19 protein-coding genes are annotated in these 17,735 nt (G+C 59.5%); 4 read left to right on the forward strand and 15 right to left on the reverse strand.

The features are described from left to right. Positions 1–121 precede the first annotated feature (121 nt). The 4 genes from ACZ3HH_RS01475 to ACZ3HH_RS01490 all read right to left on the reverse strand — a co-directional run bounded on the left by ACZ3HH_RS01475 (position 122) and on the right by ACZ3HH_RS01490 (position 3,720). Entirely contained in the window at positions 122–1,081 is a 960-nt protein-coding gene (locus tag ACZ3HH_RS01475; protein WP_465802365.1) for an AraC family transcriptional regulator, read from the reverse strand. Positions 1,082–1,273: 192 nt separating this feature from the next. Next, positions 1,274–2,203 (reverse strand): catechol 1,2-dioxygenase, encoded by a 930-nt coding sequence (gene catA, locus ACZ3HH_RS01480; RefSeq protein WP_465802366.1) that lies wholly within the window; start codon positions 2,201–2,203, stop codon positions 1,274–1,276. Between the two features lie 55 nt (positions 2,204–2,258). After that, positions 2,259–2,549 (reverse strand): muconolactone Delta-isomerase, encoded by a 291-nt coding sequence (gene catC, locus ACZ3HH_RS01485; protein WP_465802367.1) that lies wholly within the window; start codon positions 2,547–2,549, stop codon positions 2,259–2,261. A gap of 10 nt (positions 2,550–2,559) precedes the next feature. Continuing rightward, positions 2,560–3,720, reverse strand: coding sequence for a muconate cycloisomerase family protein (locus ACZ3HH_RS01490; RefSeq protein WP_465802368.1), 1,161 nt, complete (start codon positions 3,718–3,720; stop codon positions 2,560–2,562). A 129-nt stretch (positions 3,721–3,849) separates the two neighbouring features. Here ACZ3HH_RS01490 and ACZ3HH_RS01495 point away from each other — a divergent pair, with 129 nt between their 5' ends. Then, positions 3,850–4,740 (forward strand): LysR family transcriptional regulator, encoded by an 891-nt coding sequence (locus tag ACZ3HH_RS01495; protein WP_460145550.1) that lies wholly within the window; start codon positions 3,850–3,852, stop codon positions 4,738–4,740. A 1-nt stretch (position 4,741) separates the two neighbouring features. Here the strand turns inward: ACZ3HH_RS01495 and ACZ3HH_RS01500 are convergent, their stop codons facing one another. The 6 genes from ACZ3HH_RS01500 to ACZ3HH_RS01525 all read right to left on the reverse strand — a co-directional run bounded on the left by ACZ3HH_RS01500 (position 4,742) and on the right by ACZ3HH_RS01525 (position 8,723). Then, positions 4,742–4,993 (reverse strand): DUF1652 domain-containing protein, encoded by a 252-nt coding sequence (locus tag ACZ3HH_RS01500; protein WP_465802369.1) that lies wholly within the window; start codon positions 4,991–4,993, stop codon positions 4,742–4,744. A gap of 134 nt (positions 4,994–5,127) precedes the next feature. After that, entirely contained in the window at positions 5,128–6,027 is a 900-nt protein-coding gene (locus tag ACZ3HH_RS01505) for a polysaccharide deacetylase family protein (protein ID WP_465802370.1), read from the reverse strand. Between the two features lie 168 nt (positions 6,028–6,195). Next, positions 6,196–7,143: an ABC transporter substrate-binding protein gene (locus ACZ3HH_RS01510; RefSeq protein WP_465802371.1), complete on the reverse strand. Its 948-nt coding sequence runs from the start codon at positions 7,141–7,143 to the stop codon at positions 6,196–6,198. A 338-nt stretch (positions 7,144–7,481) separates the two neighbouring features. Next, the gene (locus tag ACZ3HH_RS01515) at positions 7,482–7,640 is read right to left on the reverse strand and encodes a hypothetical protein (protein WP_367375148.1); all 159 of its coding nucleotides are present in this window, start codon (positions 7,638–7,640) and stop codon (positions 7,482–7,484) included. 73 nt (positions 7,641–7,713) lie between these two features. After that, positions 7,714–8,025 carry an AzlD domain-containing protein gene (locus ACZ3HH_RS01520; RefSeq protein WP_162830927.1) on the reverse strand — a complete coding sequence of 104 codons (312 nt, stop codon included), beginning with the start codon at positions 8,023–8,025 and terminating at the stop codon, positions 7,714–7,716. Next, on the reverse strand, positions 8,025–8,723 hold the full coding sequence (locus ACZ3HH_RS01525; protein ID WP_465802372.1) for an AzlC family ABC transporter permease: 699 nt from the start codon (positions 8,721–8,723) through the stop codon (positions 8,025–8,027). The genes ACZ3HH_RS01520 and ACZ3HH_RS01525 overlap by 1 nt, the downstream gene beginning before the upstream one ends. 393 nt (positions 8,724–9,116) lie before the next feature. On the opposite strand from ACZ3HH_RS01525, the gene dapA reads away from it, so the two are divergent. Together dapA and ACZ3HH_RS01535 are read left to right on the forward strand one after the other, a co-directional pair. Continuing rightward, the gene (dapA, locus tag ACZ3HH_RS01530; protein WP_465802373.1) at positions 9,117–9,992 is read left to right on the forward strand and encodes a 4-hydroxy-tetrahydrodipicolinate synthase; all 876 of its coding nucleotides are present in this window, start codon (positions 9,117–9,119) and stop codon (positions 9,990–9,992) included. A 60-nt stretch (positions 9,993–10,052) separates the two neighbouring features. Continuing rightward, positions 10,053–10,436 (forward strand): DUF2784 domain-containing protein, encoded by a 384-nt coding sequence (locus ACZ3HH_RS01535; protein ID WP_465802374.1) that lies wholly within the window; start codon positions 10,053–10,055, stop codon positions 10,434–10,436. A gap of 15 nt (positions 10,437–10,451) precedes the next feature. Here the strand turns inward: ACZ3HH_RS01535 and ACZ3HH_RS01540 are convergent, their stop codons facing one another. Next, positions 10,452–12,029, reverse strand: a complete 1,578-nt coding sequence (locus tag ACZ3HH_RS01540) for a sensor domain-containing diguanylate cyclase (protein WP_465802375.1) — start codon at positions 12,027–12,029, stop codon at positions 10,452–10,454. A gap of 150 nt (positions 12,030–12,179) precedes the next feature. Further along, positions 12,180–12,707, reverse strand: a complete 528-nt coding sequence (locus tag ACZ3HH_RS01545) for a DUF3087 family protein (RefSeq protein ID WP_465802376.1) — start codon at positions 12,705–12,707, stop codon at positions 12,180–12,182. Between the two features lie 227 nt (positions 12,708–12,934). Between ACZ3HH_RS01545 and ppnN the strand changes: the two genes are divergently transcribed. Then, positions 12,935–14,308 (forward strand): nucleotide 5'-monophosphate nucleosidase PpnN, encoded by a 1,374-nt coding sequence (gene ppnN / locus ACZ3HH_RS01550; protein WP_201121300.1) that lies wholly within the window; start codon positions 12,935–12,937, stop codon positions 14,306–14,308. Positions 14,309–14,649: 341 nt separating this feature from the next. Here the strand turns inward: ppnN and ACZ3HH_RS01555 are convergent, their stop codons facing one another. From ACZ3HH_RS01555 to ACZ3HH_RS01565, 3 genes are all read right to left on the reverse strand, one after another. Then, a complete protein-coding gene (locus ACZ3HH_RS01555; RefSeq protein WP_465802377.1) occupies positions 14,650–15,009 on the reverse strand; it encodes a DUF6124 family protein in 360 nt (119 codons plus the stop codon). 515 nt (positions 15,010–15,524) lie between these two features. Further along, positions 15,525–16,952, reverse strand: a complete 1,428-nt coding sequence (locus ACZ3HH_RS01560; protein ID WP_465802378.1) for an FAD/NAD(P)-binding protein — start codon at positions 16,950–16,952, stop codon at positions 15,525–15,527. A gap of 14 nt (positions 16,953–16,966) precedes the next feature. Then, positions 16,967–17,734, reverse strand: coding sequence for an ABC transporter ATP-binding protein (locus ACZ3HH_RS01565; protein WP_465802379.1), 768 nt, complete (start codon positions 17,732–17,734; stop codon positions 16,967–16,969). Position 17,735: the final 1 nt, after the last annotated feature.

The raw sequence follows: 17,735 nt of genomic DNA on the forward strand, positions 1-17,735 counted from the left end.
AGCAGTCGTAAATCCTATCGATGCGGTGTGCCTGACAGAATGCCGGGGGCCGCTTCGCGACCCGACGGGGGCAAGCCCCCTCGCCACAAGCAAGCTCCCTCGCCACAGGTTCTCATTGATCTCAGTGGCGGCGTTTGAGGGTGTCCGATGGCAACTCCCCGAACTGTTTGCGGTAACTGTCGGAGAACCGGCCCAGGTGCAGAAAGCCGTAATCCATGGCCACTTCCGTGACGTTACGCACGTTGCAGGTCGGGTCGCTCAGGTTGGCGTGGATGCGTTCGAGCTTTTTCTGCCGGATGTAGTTTTTCGGGGTGGCCCCCGCGTTGCGTTCGAACAGCCCATACAACGAACGCAGGCTCATCCGCGCCTGGCGTGCCAGTTCTTCGCTGTCAATGTCCTGCTTGAGGTTGCACGCGATGTAATCGACCAGCGCCTCGAACGTGGCCGAGGCTGAGCCGGGATCAGTGCGCATGACGTTGCTCTTCATCAGGCCGAGCATCTTGCTGACAATGATTTGCGCATAGTGCTCCTGCACGCGGGGAATCGGCTCGACGGCTTCCGCCTCCTGGCAAATCATCGCCAGCAGACCGACAAAACCCTCCAGTTCATTGAGCTGATAACGGTTTTCCAGAAACCGTACGCCCTGCCCCGGATATCGCCAGCGTTGCTCTTCGCACACCGACTCCAGCAGCCGCGTGGGGACTTTCAGGATGAATTTTTCGCAATCACTGGAATAGGTCAGATCCACCGGATCGTCGGGGTTGATCAGCAACAACTCGCCGGGTGCGAAGTAATGTTCCTGCCCATGGCCACGCCACAGGCAATTGCCGCGCAGCAGCACTTGCAAGTGATAGATGCTGTCCAGCGCACCGGACGTGACCCGCACGCTGGCGCCGTAACTGATGCGGCACAGGTCGAGGCTGGCGAATTTGCGATGATCGAGGCTGGCCAGCGGTCGGCCGGCCCGAGGCATCCGGAGGTAATGATTGCCGACATGCTGATTGACGTAGCCCGACACCGCGTAGGGGTCGGCATGGTCGAAGACTCTGCTGCGATGACTCAACCATTGCGCTTGCATCATCGGATCACTCTCATTGTTGTTATAGGGTGCGTCGGGCGATTCTAGAGCAGTGCTCGCATCGATGTGTCGGTTGACCGACCTGTGGGAGCGAGCCTGCTCGCGAAAGGGTCATCAGCTTCAACATCAACGTTGACTGACACTCCGCTTTCGCGAGCAGGCTCGCTCCCACAAAGGTTCGGCTGGTCGAGGGAATCAGTCCTCGAGCACGCGAACCCGTTCGTGGCGTTGCTGCTCCTCAGGCTGGGCAGACGACTGCAGCGTGAAGTCAAAATCGACTTCGGCAAAACGACCGCTCACGCCATGGGCCGCCGCACGCTGCGGATCATCGCTGAAGGTGATTTTGGCAATCAATTCATCACGGGTGGCATAGGCGAAATCGTCATGCAGGTACTGATCGCCGTCGAGGTTGATCTGGGTGGTCAGGTGACGATGATCCGCTGCCGAAATGAAGAAGTGGATGTGCGCCGGCCGCTGACCATGACGGCCCAGTTGATCGAGCAATTGCTGGGTCGGACCGTCCGGCGGGCAGCCGTAGCCCGACGGCACGATGCTGCGAAAACGATACCGGCCCTCGGCATCGGTGACGATACGACGACGCAGGTTGAATTCTGATTGCGTGGTATCGAAGTACGAATAAGTGCCGCCAGTGTTGGCGTGCCAGACATCCACCACCGCGCCGGCCAGCGGTTCGCCGGCGGTGTTGCGCACTTGGCCTTGCATGAACAGCACGACACCCGGATCGACACCGTCATCCAGCCGCGCTTCGCCTTCCGACAGCGGCGCACCGGCCACATACAGCGGGCCTTCGATGGTTCGCGGAGTGCCGCCGGATTTACCGGCCTGCTCGTCTTCGGCGTCCATCAGCAGGTCGAGGTAATGCTCCAGGCCGAGCCCGGCCACCACCAACCCGGCCTCTTGACGCGCACCCAGCACGTTGAGGTAGTTGACGGCTTTCCAGAACTCTTCCGGGGTCACGGCCAGGTCTTCGATGATGTTCACCGAATCGCGCAGGATGCGGTAAATCAGCGCCTTGACCCGCGGATCGCCGGCTTCGTTATGCAGACCGCTGGCGTCTTCGAGAAACTTCTGGGCACTGGCAGTGTGGGAAATCTTGACGTTCATTTTGGTGGGTTCCTCATCTTGTAATTATTAGCGTAGCGAACTGAACAGCCTGGGTTCAGCGATCATCCTCGCGAATGGAAGAAGGATGCCGGCACAGTGCGTTGACCTCGATGGCCATGTACGGATACAGCGGCAATTGCATCAGCAGGTCGTGCAGTTCCTGAACGCTGTCGACATCGAACACACTGTAATTGGCATAGAGCCCGGCGATGCGCCACAGATGACGCCACTTGCCTTGCTCTTGCAGGCGCTGGGCCAGGCCTTTCTCGTCGGCCTTGAGCTGAGCGGCGCGTTCCGGGTTCATGTCGACCGGTAAATTCACAGTCATTTTTACGTGAAACAGCATGATGCCCTCCTCAGGCTTGATGAACGGCAGTGGATGTGACCGTGGAAACTTTGTCCCGACGGAAAAACGCCAGGCGCTCTTCATCCAGAGTCAGACCCAGCCCCGGTGTTTGCGGGACGTGCAGTTGGAAATCGCGGTAGACCAATGGCTCACTGAGGATGTCTTCGGTCAGCAGCAGCGGGCCGAACAGTTCGGTATCCCAGCTCAGTGTGTTCAGCGTTATGAAGGCATGGGCCGAGGCCAGCGTGCCGATACCGCCTTCGAGCATGGTGCCGCCGTACAGGCCGATGCCGGCCGCCTCGGCAATCGCAGCAGTTCGCAGCACGGCGCGTGGGCCGCCGTTCTTGGCGATTTTCAGGGCGAATACTGAAGCGGCGCCTTCCCGTGCCAGGTTAAAGGCATCTTCCACGCATTCGATGGATTCATCGGCCATGATCGGCGCCGGGCTCACGGCATTCAGGCGCACCATGCCGGCGCGGTTATTGCGCGAGATCGGTTGTTCGATCAGGTCGATGCCGTTGCTGCCGAGGATCCGGCAGGCCCGCAGAGCGACTGCTTCGTCCCAGGCCTGATTGACATCGACCCGCACGCTGGCGCGATCGCCCAGCGCCTTTTTGATCGCAATGACGTGGGCCAGGTCGCGGTTGACCTCGCCAGCGCCGATTTTCAGTTTGAAGATCCGGTGGCGGCGCAGGTCGAGCATTTTTTCCGCTTCAGCGATGTCCTTGGCGGTGTCGCCGCTGGCCAGGGTCCAGGCCACCGGCAACGCATCGCGAACGCGGCCACCCAACAGCTCACTGACCGGCAGGCCAAGACGCTTGCCCTGGGCGTCGAGCAAGGCGCTTTCGATACCTGACTTGGCGAAGGTGTTACCACGAATGCTGCGTTCCAGGCGCAACATTGCGGCATTCACATTGCCGCTGTCCTGGCCGATCAGCAATGGCGCGAAGTGTTTGTCGATGTTGGTCTTGATGCTGTCCGGGCTTTCGTTGCCGTAGGCCAGACCGCCGATGGTGGTCGATTCACCGACACCTTCAATGCCATCGGCACAGCGCACCCGAATGATCACCAGAGTCTGGTTCTGCATGGTGTGCATCGCCAGCTTGTGCGGGCGAATGGTCGGCAGATCGACGATGATCGTCTCGATCGATTCAATGGCTGTTGCAAGCATGTCGCGATACCCGTCAGGTTCTTAAAGTTCTGGAACCGATTCTGGTACGGCTTTTTTCGGGAAGCCAATATAGAATTGGTCTGGCTCGATACCTTTAAGGTATTTACCAGATCGACGTCCGGAGGCCTCATGGAACTGCGTCACCTGCGGTATTTTCAGGTGTTGGCTCAAACCCTCAACTTCACCCGCGCCGCCGAACTGCTGCACATCGCCCAACCGCCGCTGAGCCGGCAGATCCAGCAGCTGGAAGATGAACTCGGGGTGCTTCTGCTGGAGCGCGGCCGCCCGCTGAAGCTGACCGACGCGGGTCGGTTTTTCCATGAACATTCCACCGCCCTGCTCGAACAATTGGGCAAGGTTTGTGACAACACACGGCGGATCGGGCTGGGTGAAAAGACCTGGCTGGGCATCGGCTTTGCGCCATCGACCCTCTATGGCGTGTTGCCGGAACTGATTCGCCGACTGCGCAGTGGTGAGCCGCTGGCGCTAGAGTTGGGGCTCTCGGAAATGACCACATTGCAGCAGGTGCAAGCGCTCAAGGCCGGGCGCATTGATATCGGCTTCGGGCGAATCCGCATCGACGACCCGGCGATTATCCAGACTGTTTTGACTGAAGACCGACTGGTCGCCGCCCTCCCCGCCGGCCATCCATTACTGGCCGGGCCCATCAGCCTTCGTGAACTGGCAAAAGAACCCTTCGTGCTCTACCCCGGCAACCCGCGCCCCAGTTACGCCGATCATGTAATCGCGTTGTTTGAATCCTATGGCGTACACATCAACGTGGCGCAATGGACCAACGAGCTGCAAACAGCAATCGGTCTGGTGGGTGCGGGAATCGGGGTGACATTGGTGCCGGCCTCAGTGCAGTTGCTGCACCGCGACGACATTGGCTTCACCCCGGTGCTGGAAGACAACGCGACCTCGCCGATTATTCTCAGCAGGCGCGTGGGCGATGTATCGCCGGGGTTGAATCATTGTTTGCAGATGATCGATGAACTGCTGCCGAGAGAAGACTCGTAAATCAGGCCATCACACCGGCAAATGCTCTACGCCCGGCGCGCATTTCTGTGCGAAGTTCGCCGATCAGGTTGGAAATATCGCGAACACTGGTCAACTCTTCGGGCGATACACCGGTGATCAACAGCTCAATCCGCCCGGTGGTGCGATCGAAGACCTTGATCCGCAACGTTTCATCGCGATTCACGGTGCATTCGCAGGACAGCGGTTTGAAACCGGATTCAACTATTTGGCAAAGCTGCGCAAGTAGAACCATGGCGGACGCCCTCCTTGACGGTTTCCCGATTGGATCCACTCAGAGTAGATCAACTTCAATCATCCTGCGCCAGCGAACGCTATCAATTAGTGTTAGCTACTTCTCACTTCGAACAATCAATCGTCCGGCATCGTTCAGTGAGCATCCCCGTCCCACAACCAGTTCCAGATCCCTGGCAACTCAACCGCCTCAGAACTGTCACGGACCGTACGCGCCATGGCCGCCCGCTGTAGCGCTGCCGTGTCGTCGTAAAACGCTTTCTGCGCCGTGGCCAGACCTGCGGCACTGGCACTGTCGAGCAGGATTTGCAGGTATTCCCGGGTATGCCGGGCGGTGTAGCGATTCAGGTCATGAAAAGTCACCACCACCGGAATCACCCCGTCCACTGTCGGCAACTCGCCGAGGGCAATGCGCTCGCGGACTTCGGACAGCTGCCGCAGCATATTGGCCCGTCGACGGGGGCTGGCGTTGAAGCCCCAGATCTTGCCGTCATTGGCGCTCAGGTCGGTCAGCAGTACGTGCATGCCATGCTGTTGATAGGCTGCGAAGGTGCGCTTGTCGTAGTTCCAGAACGGCGGGCGTACCAGGGTCGGCGAGGCGTTGGTGATCGCGGCGACGTCTGCGCTGCCATCAGTGAGCGACTGTTCCAGTTCTTCCGGGTCCAGCGAACGATGGTTGGTGTGCCGGGGCGTGGCCGTGTGGAAGCCCAACAGGTGACCTTCGGCATGCTCGCGACGCATGATCTGCCGGCCCATGTCACTGCCGCCGGCGCGGGAGGCCCGGGTCTGTACGAAGAACACCGCTTTAATGTCGGGTTGCAGCGGATTGCGCGCGAGGCTGTCGAGCACGGTGACCGTCGGGTTGTAAAAACCGGACGCGCTGGGCCCGTCGTCAAAGGTCAGCAAAAAGCGGATCGGCGCTTGCGTGCGCAGACCCTGTTGCGTCTGCGGCGTCATTTCAATGGGCGCGGCGATGCAGCCAAACAGCCCGACTGCGATGGCGAACGCGGAGAAAACCTTAACCAACTGCTTCATGTTTTGCCTTGGACCAGACCTTGCGGTCATCACGTTTAATGGCAAATTCCCTCGCCCATTCATCCTTCGACCGACCCGCAGATCGCTGCGAGCCGAGGTTGGATAAGGGTACACAGTGTTTGGTTCCGGCGCCCGCTCCCGGGCTCGCGTTATGCCTTCAATTTTTGGTTATTGCGCCAGCGCCTGCTGGAACGAGCTGTCGATAATCGGTGCCGTCGCCAGGGCGGCCGGCAATGCCTTGACCTTGAACAGGAAGTCCGCGGTGCTTTGCAGATCCGCCGCGGCTTGTTGATCCACCGGGCCGACGGTCATGTGCGCCTGGCGCAACCAATGGCGCGAGACGTTCTGGTCCAGGCTGGCCTTTTTCGCCCAGAGATCGGCGTACTCGTCGGTATGGCTGTCGACCCAGGCCCGGGCCTTTTTCAGGCGGGCCAGGAAGTCGGCAATGGCTTCGCGTTTGCTGTCGATCGAAGGCGTCGAAGCGGCGATGGCACTCAGGCCGGGCATCAGGTTTTTGGCGGTGAGAATCGGTCGGGCGCCGGAGAACAGAATCTGCTGGGAAATGTAGGGTTCCCAGACCGGAAATGCATCAATGCTGCCTTGAGGTAATGCGGCGGCAGCGTCAATCGGCATCAGTTTGATGAAGTCGACGTAGTTATCCGGTAAATCGGCTTGCTCCAGAGCGCGCAAGGTCAGCTGCTGGCTCCAGGCGCCGGGCCAGTAAGCGACTTTCTTGCCCTTGAGATCGGCGATGGTCTTGACCGGCGAATCCTTGGGCACCAGCAAGGCGATGGTGTCCGGGTTCTGCCGCGACACGCCGATCAGCTTGACCGGTGCCTGTTTGGCGGCCAGAAACAGAAACCCCGAATCACCGAGAAAACCCAGGTCCAACGCGCCGGTATTCAACGCTTCGGCCAGCGGCGCAGCGGCCTGGAAGTGTTTCCAGTCGACGCTATAAGGCGCTCCTTGCAACACACCCGACGCCTCCACCGATGCGCGAATGTTGTAGTAGTTCTGATCGCCGACGTGCAACACCACGGGGTCGGCGCCGTAGGTCAAAGGCGCGGCAAACAGGGCGCTGGCCAACAGACCGCGCAGGTATCGGGAGAGATTCATCGGGGCTCCTGGGGGGTTATTTTTATAGACCATAACGCTCTTACAGGGGCAATTTTAAATTCTATTTATGCATAAGCTCATGACCGGAAACAGTGAGCGCTTAACCAGCAACAGTGAATCAACAGACTGCATTTCCCGGTGCATTTCTCCCAGCGACACATTGCCTTACCTGTGGGAGGAGCGAGCCTGCTCGCGATGGCGATGTAACAGCCGACATTGATGTTGAATGTTATGGCCTCATCGCGAGCAGGCTCGCTCCCACAGGTGATTGCATTTCAGGCGGCGAAACTAAAAAGCCCCGCTATCCATGGCGGGGCTTTTGGGTATGTACAAGCCGATCAGGGCTTCAGCGGGCGCTCCTGGTCGCGATCCGACAGTTCTTTACCGTCGTCGGGATGCTTCCAGTCCGGCGTCGAACGCCTCTGCTGCTCGAGCTCTTCCTCCGTCGGTTCATCGATGTCCTCATCCGGGTCCGGACGCGTTGGTTCAGTGGCCATGTCCACCTCCCTTCCTTTCTCAAAAAGATCAGTCATCTATTTTTAAGCGTAGAACAGTTTCGGATGGGACGACTCAGAGCCACCACCGCAGCAAAAAGAAGAATCCCATGCTCAACAACATGCTGAGCAACGTGTTGCGGGTGTAAAGCACCAGGCCCACCGCCACCAGCGAACTGATCAGATAGGGATTGTCCCACTGCAGGTTCAGCTGTTTGTCGGGCATGAACACGATGGGTCCGCAGATCGCGGTGAGCATGCCCGGCACCGCGAAACCGAGGAACTGCCGGGCATTGCTGCTCAAGCGCACCGGCAGTCGAGGCTCGAGAAATACGTAGCGGTTCAGGAATACCAGCAGGCCCATCCCGATAATCACAGCCCAGACCATCATGTGCGCCCCACATAGAGTTTGTTGCAGATAAAGCCTGCGGTCATGCCCGCCAACCCCGACAACACCAACGCCGAACCCCATTGCCAGTAGCTGAACAGCACCGAACAGAACAGTGAGACCGCCACGCAGACCACCGTCGGAACGTTGCGCACCACTGGCGTGATCAAGGCGATAAAAGTCGCCGCAATAGAGAAGTCCAGTCCCAGGTGTTCAAGGCCCGGAATGCTGCTGCCCAGCACAATGCCTGCCAGGGTGAAGAGGTTCCACGCGATGTAGAACGTCAGGCCCACGCCCAGGGCGTACCAACGATTGAACTGCTGTTTGTCATGCTGGCTGGTCAGGGCGAACAACTCGTCGGTGAGCAAAAAGCCCAGCCCCACACGCCAGCGGCCCGGCAGCGGGGAAATCACCGAACGCATGCTCATCCCGTAAAGCAAATGCTGGGAGGTCAGCAACAATGTGGTCAACAGAATCGAAAAGACCCCGGCACCACCCTTGAGCATGCCGATGGCGACCAATTGAGCCGCGCCGGCAAACACGATGCTCGACAACCCCTGGCCTTGCAGCGGTGTGAGATTGGCCTCGATGGCCATGGAACCGGCCAGCAACCCCCAGGGCGCGGTCGCCAGGGACAACGGCATGATGGCCGCGGCACCGCGAAGGAATGCACTGCGCGGCAGGAGTGAGTTGGACATAACGCTCTACAACCAGGGAAAGACTCCGGACTGTGCCAGCAGTCGCGGTGAATGGCTTGAACAATCTTGCGCACTTGCAGGCGACCGGTGCTGATTTTCGAGATTGACAAACATCGCGCCGACTTTTAAAACTGAGCACCTCATTCAGGGTGTAAGCAACCATGTCCGCAACCTTCAACCTCAACACTGTCGTCATTGGCTTGAATGCCAAGGCGCAAGGTTGTGTTGCGCACACCCTTAAATCAAAGAAACAGTCGCTCATGTGACCGGGGCGCGCTGTCCCGTCAGATGAGCTGACAGGACATTGAGCGCGGCGGACACTCCCTCCTTCTTGCTGACTTCCTTCTACGCTTCTGACGGTGACGAAATCGGTCAACCTTCAGGAGAAAGTGCATGTCATCGTTTCAAGGTATCTGGGTTCCCATCGTTACGCCGTTTCACCATGGCGTGATCGATTTCGACGGGTTGCGGCGGCTGGTCAGTCATCTGCTGGAAAAAGGCGTCGATGGCATTGTGGTCTGCGGCACCACCGGGGAAGCCGCGGCGCTGGGCAAACATGAGCAACTGGCGGTGCTCGATGCGGTGCTGGAACTGGTTCCGCCAGAACGTGTGGTCATGGGCCTGGCCGGCAACAACCTTGCCGAGTTACTGACATTTCAAAGCGAAATCCTCAAACGTTCTCTGGCGGGTTTGCTGGTTCCGCCGCCGTACTACATCCGCCCGTCCCAGGCCGGCCTTGAAGCCTTTTTCAAGACCGTCGCTGATGCTTCCAGTGTCCCGGTCATTCTCTACGACATTCCCTATCGCACCGGCATAGCTTTCGAGCAGGCAACCTTGCTCCGGATCGTCGGCCATCAGCGGATCGTCGCGATCAAGGACTGCGGCGGCAATCCAGCCACCACGCTTGCGCTGCTCTCCAGCGGCAAAGTCGATGTGCTGTGCGGTGAAGACAACCAGATCTTCGGCGCTTTGTGTCTAGGAGCCAAAGGCGCGATTGCCGCCTCGGCCCATGTTCACCCCGAGCTGTTCGTGACGCTGTATCAACAAATCCGCGACAACCAGTTAGCGGCCGGCCGAACGACCTTCTTCCAGTTGCTGCCGCTGATTCACAGCCTGTTCATCGAGCCCAATCCTGCCCCGGTGAAAACCGCCCTGGCCCTTGAGGGGTTGATCCACGACGAGCTGCGCGCGCCGATGCAATGCAGCAGCGAAGCCACGGCGGTGCGTTTGAAAGAAGTATTGGCAGTGCTCGAAAACAGCAATCGATAGAGCACACGCGCCCAGCCCGAGTACCATGGAGCGATTCACATAACGCGTCAGGGAATCGACATGCTTTACCGAATCGCCGCCGACGGGCTGGTGCTGTCTCACTTGCTGTTCATTCTGTTCGTGCTGTTCGGCGGGCTGCTGGTGCTCAAATGGCACCACCTGGCCTGGTGGCACCTGCCCGCCGCCGCGTGGGGCGTCATCGTGGAAGTTTTCCACCTGACGTGCCCACTGACCGAATGGGAAAACCTCATGCGCCATGCGGCCGGGCAAACCGGTTATGGCGGTGGTTTTATTGAACATTACGTATGGCCGATTATTTATCCGGCCGGGCTGACACCCACGATTCAGCTGGGGCTGGGCAGCGTGGTGCTGGCGATCAACGTGCTGATCTACCTGCGGCTCATCCGCTTATGGAGGCGACACCCGACTCGTTCAGGGCAGTAACCGGTCTGGCTGAGTTCAGTTGGCAATGACACTCATGTTCCGGCCACTGGCCTTGGCCACATACAGCGCCTTGTCTGCTGCGCCGATCAAGTCTTCGGGCTGGCTCTGCACCGTCTGGTTATAGGCACAGACCCCCAGACTGACCGTGACGATTCCTTCGGGACTGCCGCTATGCTTGATGTCCGTTTGCTGAACCGCGCGACGGATCTTTTCCGCCACCAGAAACGCCCCCACATAATCGGTGCCGGGCAGCACCACCGTAAACTCCTCACCACCGAAGCGGGCAGCAAGATCGCCGGGGCGCTGGATGTTGTCGGTGATGATGGTGCTGATCTTGCGCAAACACTCATCGCCCGCCAAATGACCGTAGTGATCATTGAAACTCTTGAAATGGTCGACATCGATCATCAGCAACGCAAGGCTAGTGTGGGTACGCCTGGCACGACCCATTTCCGCCAGGATGAACAAATCGAACTGACGCCGGTTGGACAGACCGGTCAATGCATCCTCCAGGGCCAGCAACTTAAGGCTGTGGTTGACCTCAATGAGTTTTTCCTGAGCCTCCAGCAATTCGTTCTGAATATGATTCTGCTGCTTCATGACGCGGATCAGGCGATAGCCGAGAACACCCAGAAACCCCAGCAGCACTGACACAATGACTGCACTGCGTATGGACTCCTGCTTCCAGCCGGCCAGGACTTCATTCTTGTCGAGCGCGGTAAAGACAATAAGCGGATAACCCTGGACCCGCCGAAAACCTGCCACCCGCTCCACCCCGTCCACGTAGGACTTGACCGTTGCCGTACCGGAATCACCCTTGGGCAACAGTTGGGTGAACAGCGGCCCCTTGGCGACGCTGGTGCCAATGTCGGCTTCGTTGAACGGGCGGCGAACGACGATGCTGGCGTCATCGGCGATCAGGTTGATCACCCCGTTGTTACCCATGTCGATGCTGTTGTACAGGTCCAGGAAATGATTGAGGTAGATCGAAGCCACCACCACCCCGGCGAACCGGCCATCAGCGTGATTGATCCGGCGTGACACGGTCATGATCCATTCACCGGTCGAGCGACTTTTTATCGACGGGCCGATATGAGGACCACGGTCGGGATGATCACGGTGGTAGATGAAATATTCACGGTCGGAATTATTGGCATTGGCCGGCACGATGTTAATGGCATTGGCGAGCCAACGTCCTTCTTCGTCGAAAACGAACAACCCGTGGATCTGTGCCAATTCACCGCGCTGGGCCTGGAGCAAACGTTGCAATCTGGGAAATTTCGCCGGCTCCATGCCGTCGTTTTCGAGGCGATCCACCAAGGCAAACAGTAATGTGTCGGCCTGCTTGATCGAGGCCTGCGCCTGCGAGGCCAGGGTTTGCGCCAGGTTGGACATCTCCACTTCGCTGCCGCGCAAATGATACTGACGCGCGTTCCAGCCTTCCCCGATCACAATGGCCGTCATGGACAGGCATACTGCAATAAGCAGAGAAACCGCGTATCGAACCTTGAGTTTCGACTCAACCTGCTCGGGTACCCAAGGCGTGGCGAGCCGAGTGCTTTCAGTACGATCTTTGACGAACGGATGCCCCATGACGCTCCCTGAATCCCTTATGACATGGCGAATTTTCCCGTTCGCCCTTTTAGCGCCAGCCAGCCATGGCTGGCGCTCGGACCACTATGACTCATCAACGAATACGATAGGTGATTTGCACGAAAATGCTCATCTCCAACGATCGTAGGGCTACATCTGCATCTGTTTCACCGCCTCAAGCCAGGCCGGGTTCAATTGCGTCTGTTCAGTCTCGATGCCCAGCACTTCCATCCGCGCCTTGTGCTGGTCCATCTCACGGGTCAGCTGGCTATGGTCGCTGGAATTGCCGTCCAACTGGTGCATCTGGCTCAGCCCCAAGTGATAAAAACGCAGCAGCTTCATGGCGCTCGGATCGCCCTTCTCCACTGCCGCCGTCACCTGGTGCATGACATTGGTGATGCTCATCAGGCTGCGTTTGAGCTGCCAACCGTAGACTGCTGGCGCCATCCATTCCTGGGTCCAGAACTTGCCGCGTATCAGCGCCGCCATCAGCAATAACGCGGCAAATACGCCGCCCACGTTAAAGCGCAGATTGTCACCGCCAGGCTCACCGAACAGCGCCACCGCCGCCGTGGACAGCACCATCGCCAGCGCCAGGAACATCAGGGCGATGATCACCGTGCTGCGTCGTGTCTGGCGTCGATAGGTTTCGGCATTCATTGGCTGGATTTCGAACATCGCGACGGGGTTCCTTGCATCAATGGTAAAAGGCTCTGTGGCAAAAAGACTGCGGGGCATTATCGCCTCCCCGAAAGATTTAGCTATGCTGGAGCTCCTTTTCATCTTTTCATCGTCAAACGGGGAACATGGCGATACAGCGCAGTTCGTGCCATCTTCATCATGGATACACACTATTCGGATGCCATGCGCCTGCCGGCGAGTGACATCGTTTTAAGGATCATTGAATGACCCAACGACACGTAATCAACGCCTCGGTCAGCCCTAAAGGCAGCCTGGAAACACTGTCCCAACGTGAAGTACAGCAACTGAGCGAAGCCGGAACCGGCCTCACCTACACCCTATTCCGCCAGTGCGCCCTGGCCATCCTCAATACTGGCGCCCACGTCGATAACGCCAAGACCATTCTGGAAGCCTACAAAGACTTCGAAATCCGCATTCACCAGCAAGACCGTGGCGTACGCCTGGAACTGCTGAACGCCCCGGCCGATGCTTTCGTCGACGGCGAAATGATCGCCAGCACCCGGGAAATGCTCTTCAGCGCCCTGCGCGACATCGTCTACACCGAAAACGAACTCGACGCCTTGAGCATCGACCTGAGCACCTCCCAGGGCATCAGCGACTACGTCTTCCACCTGCTGCGCAACGCCCGCACCCTGCGCCCCGGTGTCGAACCGAAAATCGTGGTGTGCTGGGGCGGCCACTCGATCAACACCGAAGAATACAAATACACCAAGAAAGTCGGCCACGAACTCGGCCTGCGCAGCCTGGACATCTGCACCGGTTGCGGCCCGGGCGTGATGAAAGGCCCGATGAAAGGCGCGACCATCGCCCACGCCAAACAGCGCATCCACGGCGGCCGCTACCTCGGTTTGACCGAGCCAGGGATCATCGCCGCCGAAGCGCCGAACCCGATCGTCAACGAACTGGTGATCCTGCCGGACATCGAGAAACGCCTGGAAGCGTTCGTCCGCGTCGGCCACGGCATCATCATTTTCCCGGGCGGCGCGGGCACGGCCGAAGAATTCCTGTACCTGCTCGGCATCCTGATGCACCCGGACAATGAAAGCCTGCCGTTCCCCGTGGTCCTCACCGGGCCGAAAAGCGCCGCGCCGTACCTGGAGCAGTTGCATGCCTTCGTCGGAGCCACCCTCGGTGAAGCCGCGCAGCAGCACTACGAGATCATCATCGACGACCCTGCTGAAGTGGCGCGGCAAATGACTCAAGGCCTCAAAGCGGTCAAACAGTTCCGCCGCGAGCGCAACGACGCGTTCCATTTCAACTGGCTGCTGAAGATCGACGAAGGCTTCCAGCGCCCGTTCGACCCGACCCACGCCAACATGGCCAACCTGCAACTGAGCCGCAACCTGCCGTCCCACGAACTGGCCGCCAACCTGCGCCGTGCGTTCTCCGGCATCGTCGCCGGCAACGTCAAGGACAAGGGCATCCGCCTGATCGAAGAACACGGGCCGTACCAGATCCGTGGCGATGCCGCCGTCATGCAGCCGCTGGACAAACTGCTCAAAGCCTTCGTCGCCCAGCACCGGATGAAACTTCCGGGCGGCGCGGAGTATGTGCCGTGTTATCAGGTGGTGGCGTAACAATATTGATGTGAGCTGTAGCCCCTTGTGGGAGCGAGCCTGCTCGCGATGACGGACTGACAGACAACAGCGATGTTGAATGTGATGACCTCATCGCGAGCAGGCTCGCTCCCACACTTTGACAAGAAACCCCGCATGATGCGGGGTTTCTTGTTTTTGGGGACTGTGTCAGTGGACCTCATTGTGGCGAGGGAGCTTGCTCCCGCTGGGTTGCGAAGCGACCCCAAATCCTGCAACCGCATTTTTTCTGGCACACCTCATATGCCGGTTTTTCGACTGCTGCGCAGCCGAGCGGGAGCAAGCTCCCTCGCCACAGATGACCAATTACTTCAGATCCAGTGTCAGACAGGCGGATCGAGGTTATCCAGCACCCGATTCACCGCCAACTCCCCAAGCATCACCACCTGTTGAATCCCCAACATCATGTTGCGATGAGGCATGTCCATCAATCCGGCGAACTCACTGAGCATCATGCTCGCCGACGCCAGGGTTTCGCAGGCGTTGACCAGCAGGGTTTCGTTATCGACCTTCTCACCCACATGGTAAATGGTGCTGGGTTTGCGCTTGGTGTCTTTGGGGATGGGCGGCTTGAGGTAGTGATCGAGGGCGCGGTCGGCGGCTTCGTTGAGTTTTTTTGAATCGAGGGAATCGTAGGGGGAGGTTGGATCGGTTTCCGGCGGGTTGGGTGTCGGTTTGATCATGATGAAGCTCCTAGAGTCATGGAGCTGCCACGTTTCGCTGCGAGACGATAGGAGGTGGCAGCTATACGCAGGTCGCAGACCGGGACTCTAGAACCGGCAGACCCGAAGGTCTCCCACGTACAGCCGCCATAACATGAACGGACAGGCATACCTGTTCACGAACGGAGGATGTTGTGCGTCTAGAGATACACAGGCTGCGAGACCCGATCGCTGATTCGTCAGCGACCCGGAAACGATAGAGCCCGCCCCCAAGGCGCACAAGCCGGCGGATTCTGGCGCAGTCGTAGGCAACGGCGCAAGAATGTGTAGCCTGAGTGAGTGTCTGGAAGTGTCGTTTAAACAGTGCTTGTTTAGTGGTCTGACGCTGAGCCTTGTGGTGGATGGGCTGGCCTCATCGCGGGCAAGCCCGCTCCCACAGGTATCTGCTGTGACCAAAGGATTTGTGAGCGACACCAATCACTGTGGGAGCGGGCTTGCCCGCGATGAGGCCCGAAAAAACACCCTCCACCTTTCGGTCAATCCGCCAATCGCGCCGCAAGAGACTTGGCCTGGCTCGCCACGTCGGTCACCGCCGTGCTCTCCCACCACATCCCGCGCAACGGTGGGCCCATGGCGAACAAACGGCTGGCGGCCTGCCCATCGGCGCTGAGTACCGCGCCGTCATCCGCCGCCGCAATCCCCAACGCCAATGGCCCCGGCCGTACCAGCCCGCGCGCCAATAGCTGCTGCGGCAATGGACGCGCTACCCGTCGCCAGTCGTATTCGATGCCACTGGAGTTGATCAGCGCCGCGCCGCTGACGACGCAAGTCTGTGCCTCGCCCCGCCGACGGATGCGAATGCTGACCTCCCCGTTCAACGAAGGCTCAAGCCCTTTGAACGATGCTGCATGAATCCGCAACCGCCCTTCCCCATGCAACCGCGTCACCAACTCCGCACTCAACGGCGGCGAGCGATGGTGATGGCTTTCCCACCACGGCCGCACATGCCGCACAAACTGCCGACGCTGCACATCCGTCGCCTGACTCCACAACCGCCCGATGTGCGCCCGCACGGTGTCGAGCGGCGCTTGCCAGTCGATGCCCTGCGCGATGGCGTCGCGGCAATGCCGGCGCAGTTCGCGCATCAACTGACGCGGCGAGCGGATACTGTGATCCTCGGCCAAAAAATCGGCCCAGGCCGGAGGCTGTCGCCGTACATGCGGCAGCAGGCCATGCCGGGAAAACACTTCGATCGGCCCGCGATGCCCCGCCTGTTCCAGCGACACCACGGCATCGACCATGGTCAGGCCCGAGCCGATGATCAGCACCGTCGACTGCGGATCGAGCTGACGCATGGCGGTCACATCCCATGGGTCGAGCGCCGCTGCGTTCAAGCCGCTGGACTCGGTTTGCGGCGTGCGCGCGGCGGGGAACATGCCAGTGGCCAGCACCGCATAGGCGCCTTGCAAACGTTGGCCGTCACTCAAGGTCAGCAATACAGCGTTGTCCCGGGCTTGCAGGTCGACCACCTCGGCCCGTACATGCTCGACACTCGAACCATTCAATGCGCCCACCGCCTGCGCCTCGGCCAGACGCTGCTGCACATAAACGCCAAACAGCCCGCGTGGCGGGAACAATTCGCTGATCGGCACATGCTGCTGATCCGACTCCGGCCAACCACCCGCCGCGATGTACTCGGTTAGCCATTGAGTCAAATCATCAGCGTTGTCGGGGTCAACGCTCATCCGAGCCGCATTGCCGTTGAGCGTATGGCCCAACTCCACCGCGCTGTACGCTTCGCCCCGACCGAGTTCGGCGCGGGGTTCGATTACCAGCACCTGCCGCTTGCCCGGCAAGCGCAGCAGCTGCGCCGCCAGCATCGCGCCGCTCAGGCCGCCGCCGATGATCAGGATGTCCGCGTGGCGGATGGCGTCGGTCGCCTGTCCGTTTGGGGTGTCAGTCATGGCGTGCTCACTGATCAATGTTTCCCTAGATAGAAGTCGTGCAAATCACCCCGTGCCAGTAACTCATCGGCGGTACCGGACAGCACCACGCGACCAGTGTCGAGGACGTAGGCCTTTGAGGCGTACTTGAGTGCCACGTTAATATTTTGCTCGGCAATCAGGAAGCTCACCTGCTCGTCTCGATTGAGTTGCGCCACGATTTCGAAAATCTCCTGGACGATAATAGGCGCCAAACCCATGGAAGGTTCGTCGAGCAATACCAAACCAGGACGTGTCATCAACGCCCGGCCAATGGCGACCATCTGTTGTTCGCCACCGGAAGTCAGCCCGGCCCGGGTCTTGCGCTTGGTTTTCAGGCGTGGAAACCAGGCGTAGATGCGCTCCAGATCCGCCGCCAGGTCCTTGCGGCTCAGGCCGCGAACGAAGCCGCCGCTGCGCAGATTGTCCTCCACCGTCAGTTGCGCGAACACGTGCCGGCCCTCCAGCACATGCACCATGCCCTGGCGCACGCGAACGCTCGGATTAACCCCAGCGGTATCGCGTCCGAGATACTCGATCGTCCCTCGACTGACTTCCGCGCGCTCGGCCCGCACCAACCCGGAAATCGCCTTGAGCGTGGTGCTTTTGCCCGCACCATTGGCCCCGAGCAACGCGACGATGCCGCCCTTGGGCACCGTCAGCGACACCCCGGCCACGGCCAGGATCGCCCCGTCGTAGATCACCTCGATGTCTTTGACTTGCAACAGGTCATTGGCGGCAATGTCGCTGGCGGCTTGGCTCATA

This window comes from Pseudomonas sp. PME37.24/025 (assembly GCF_055556615.1).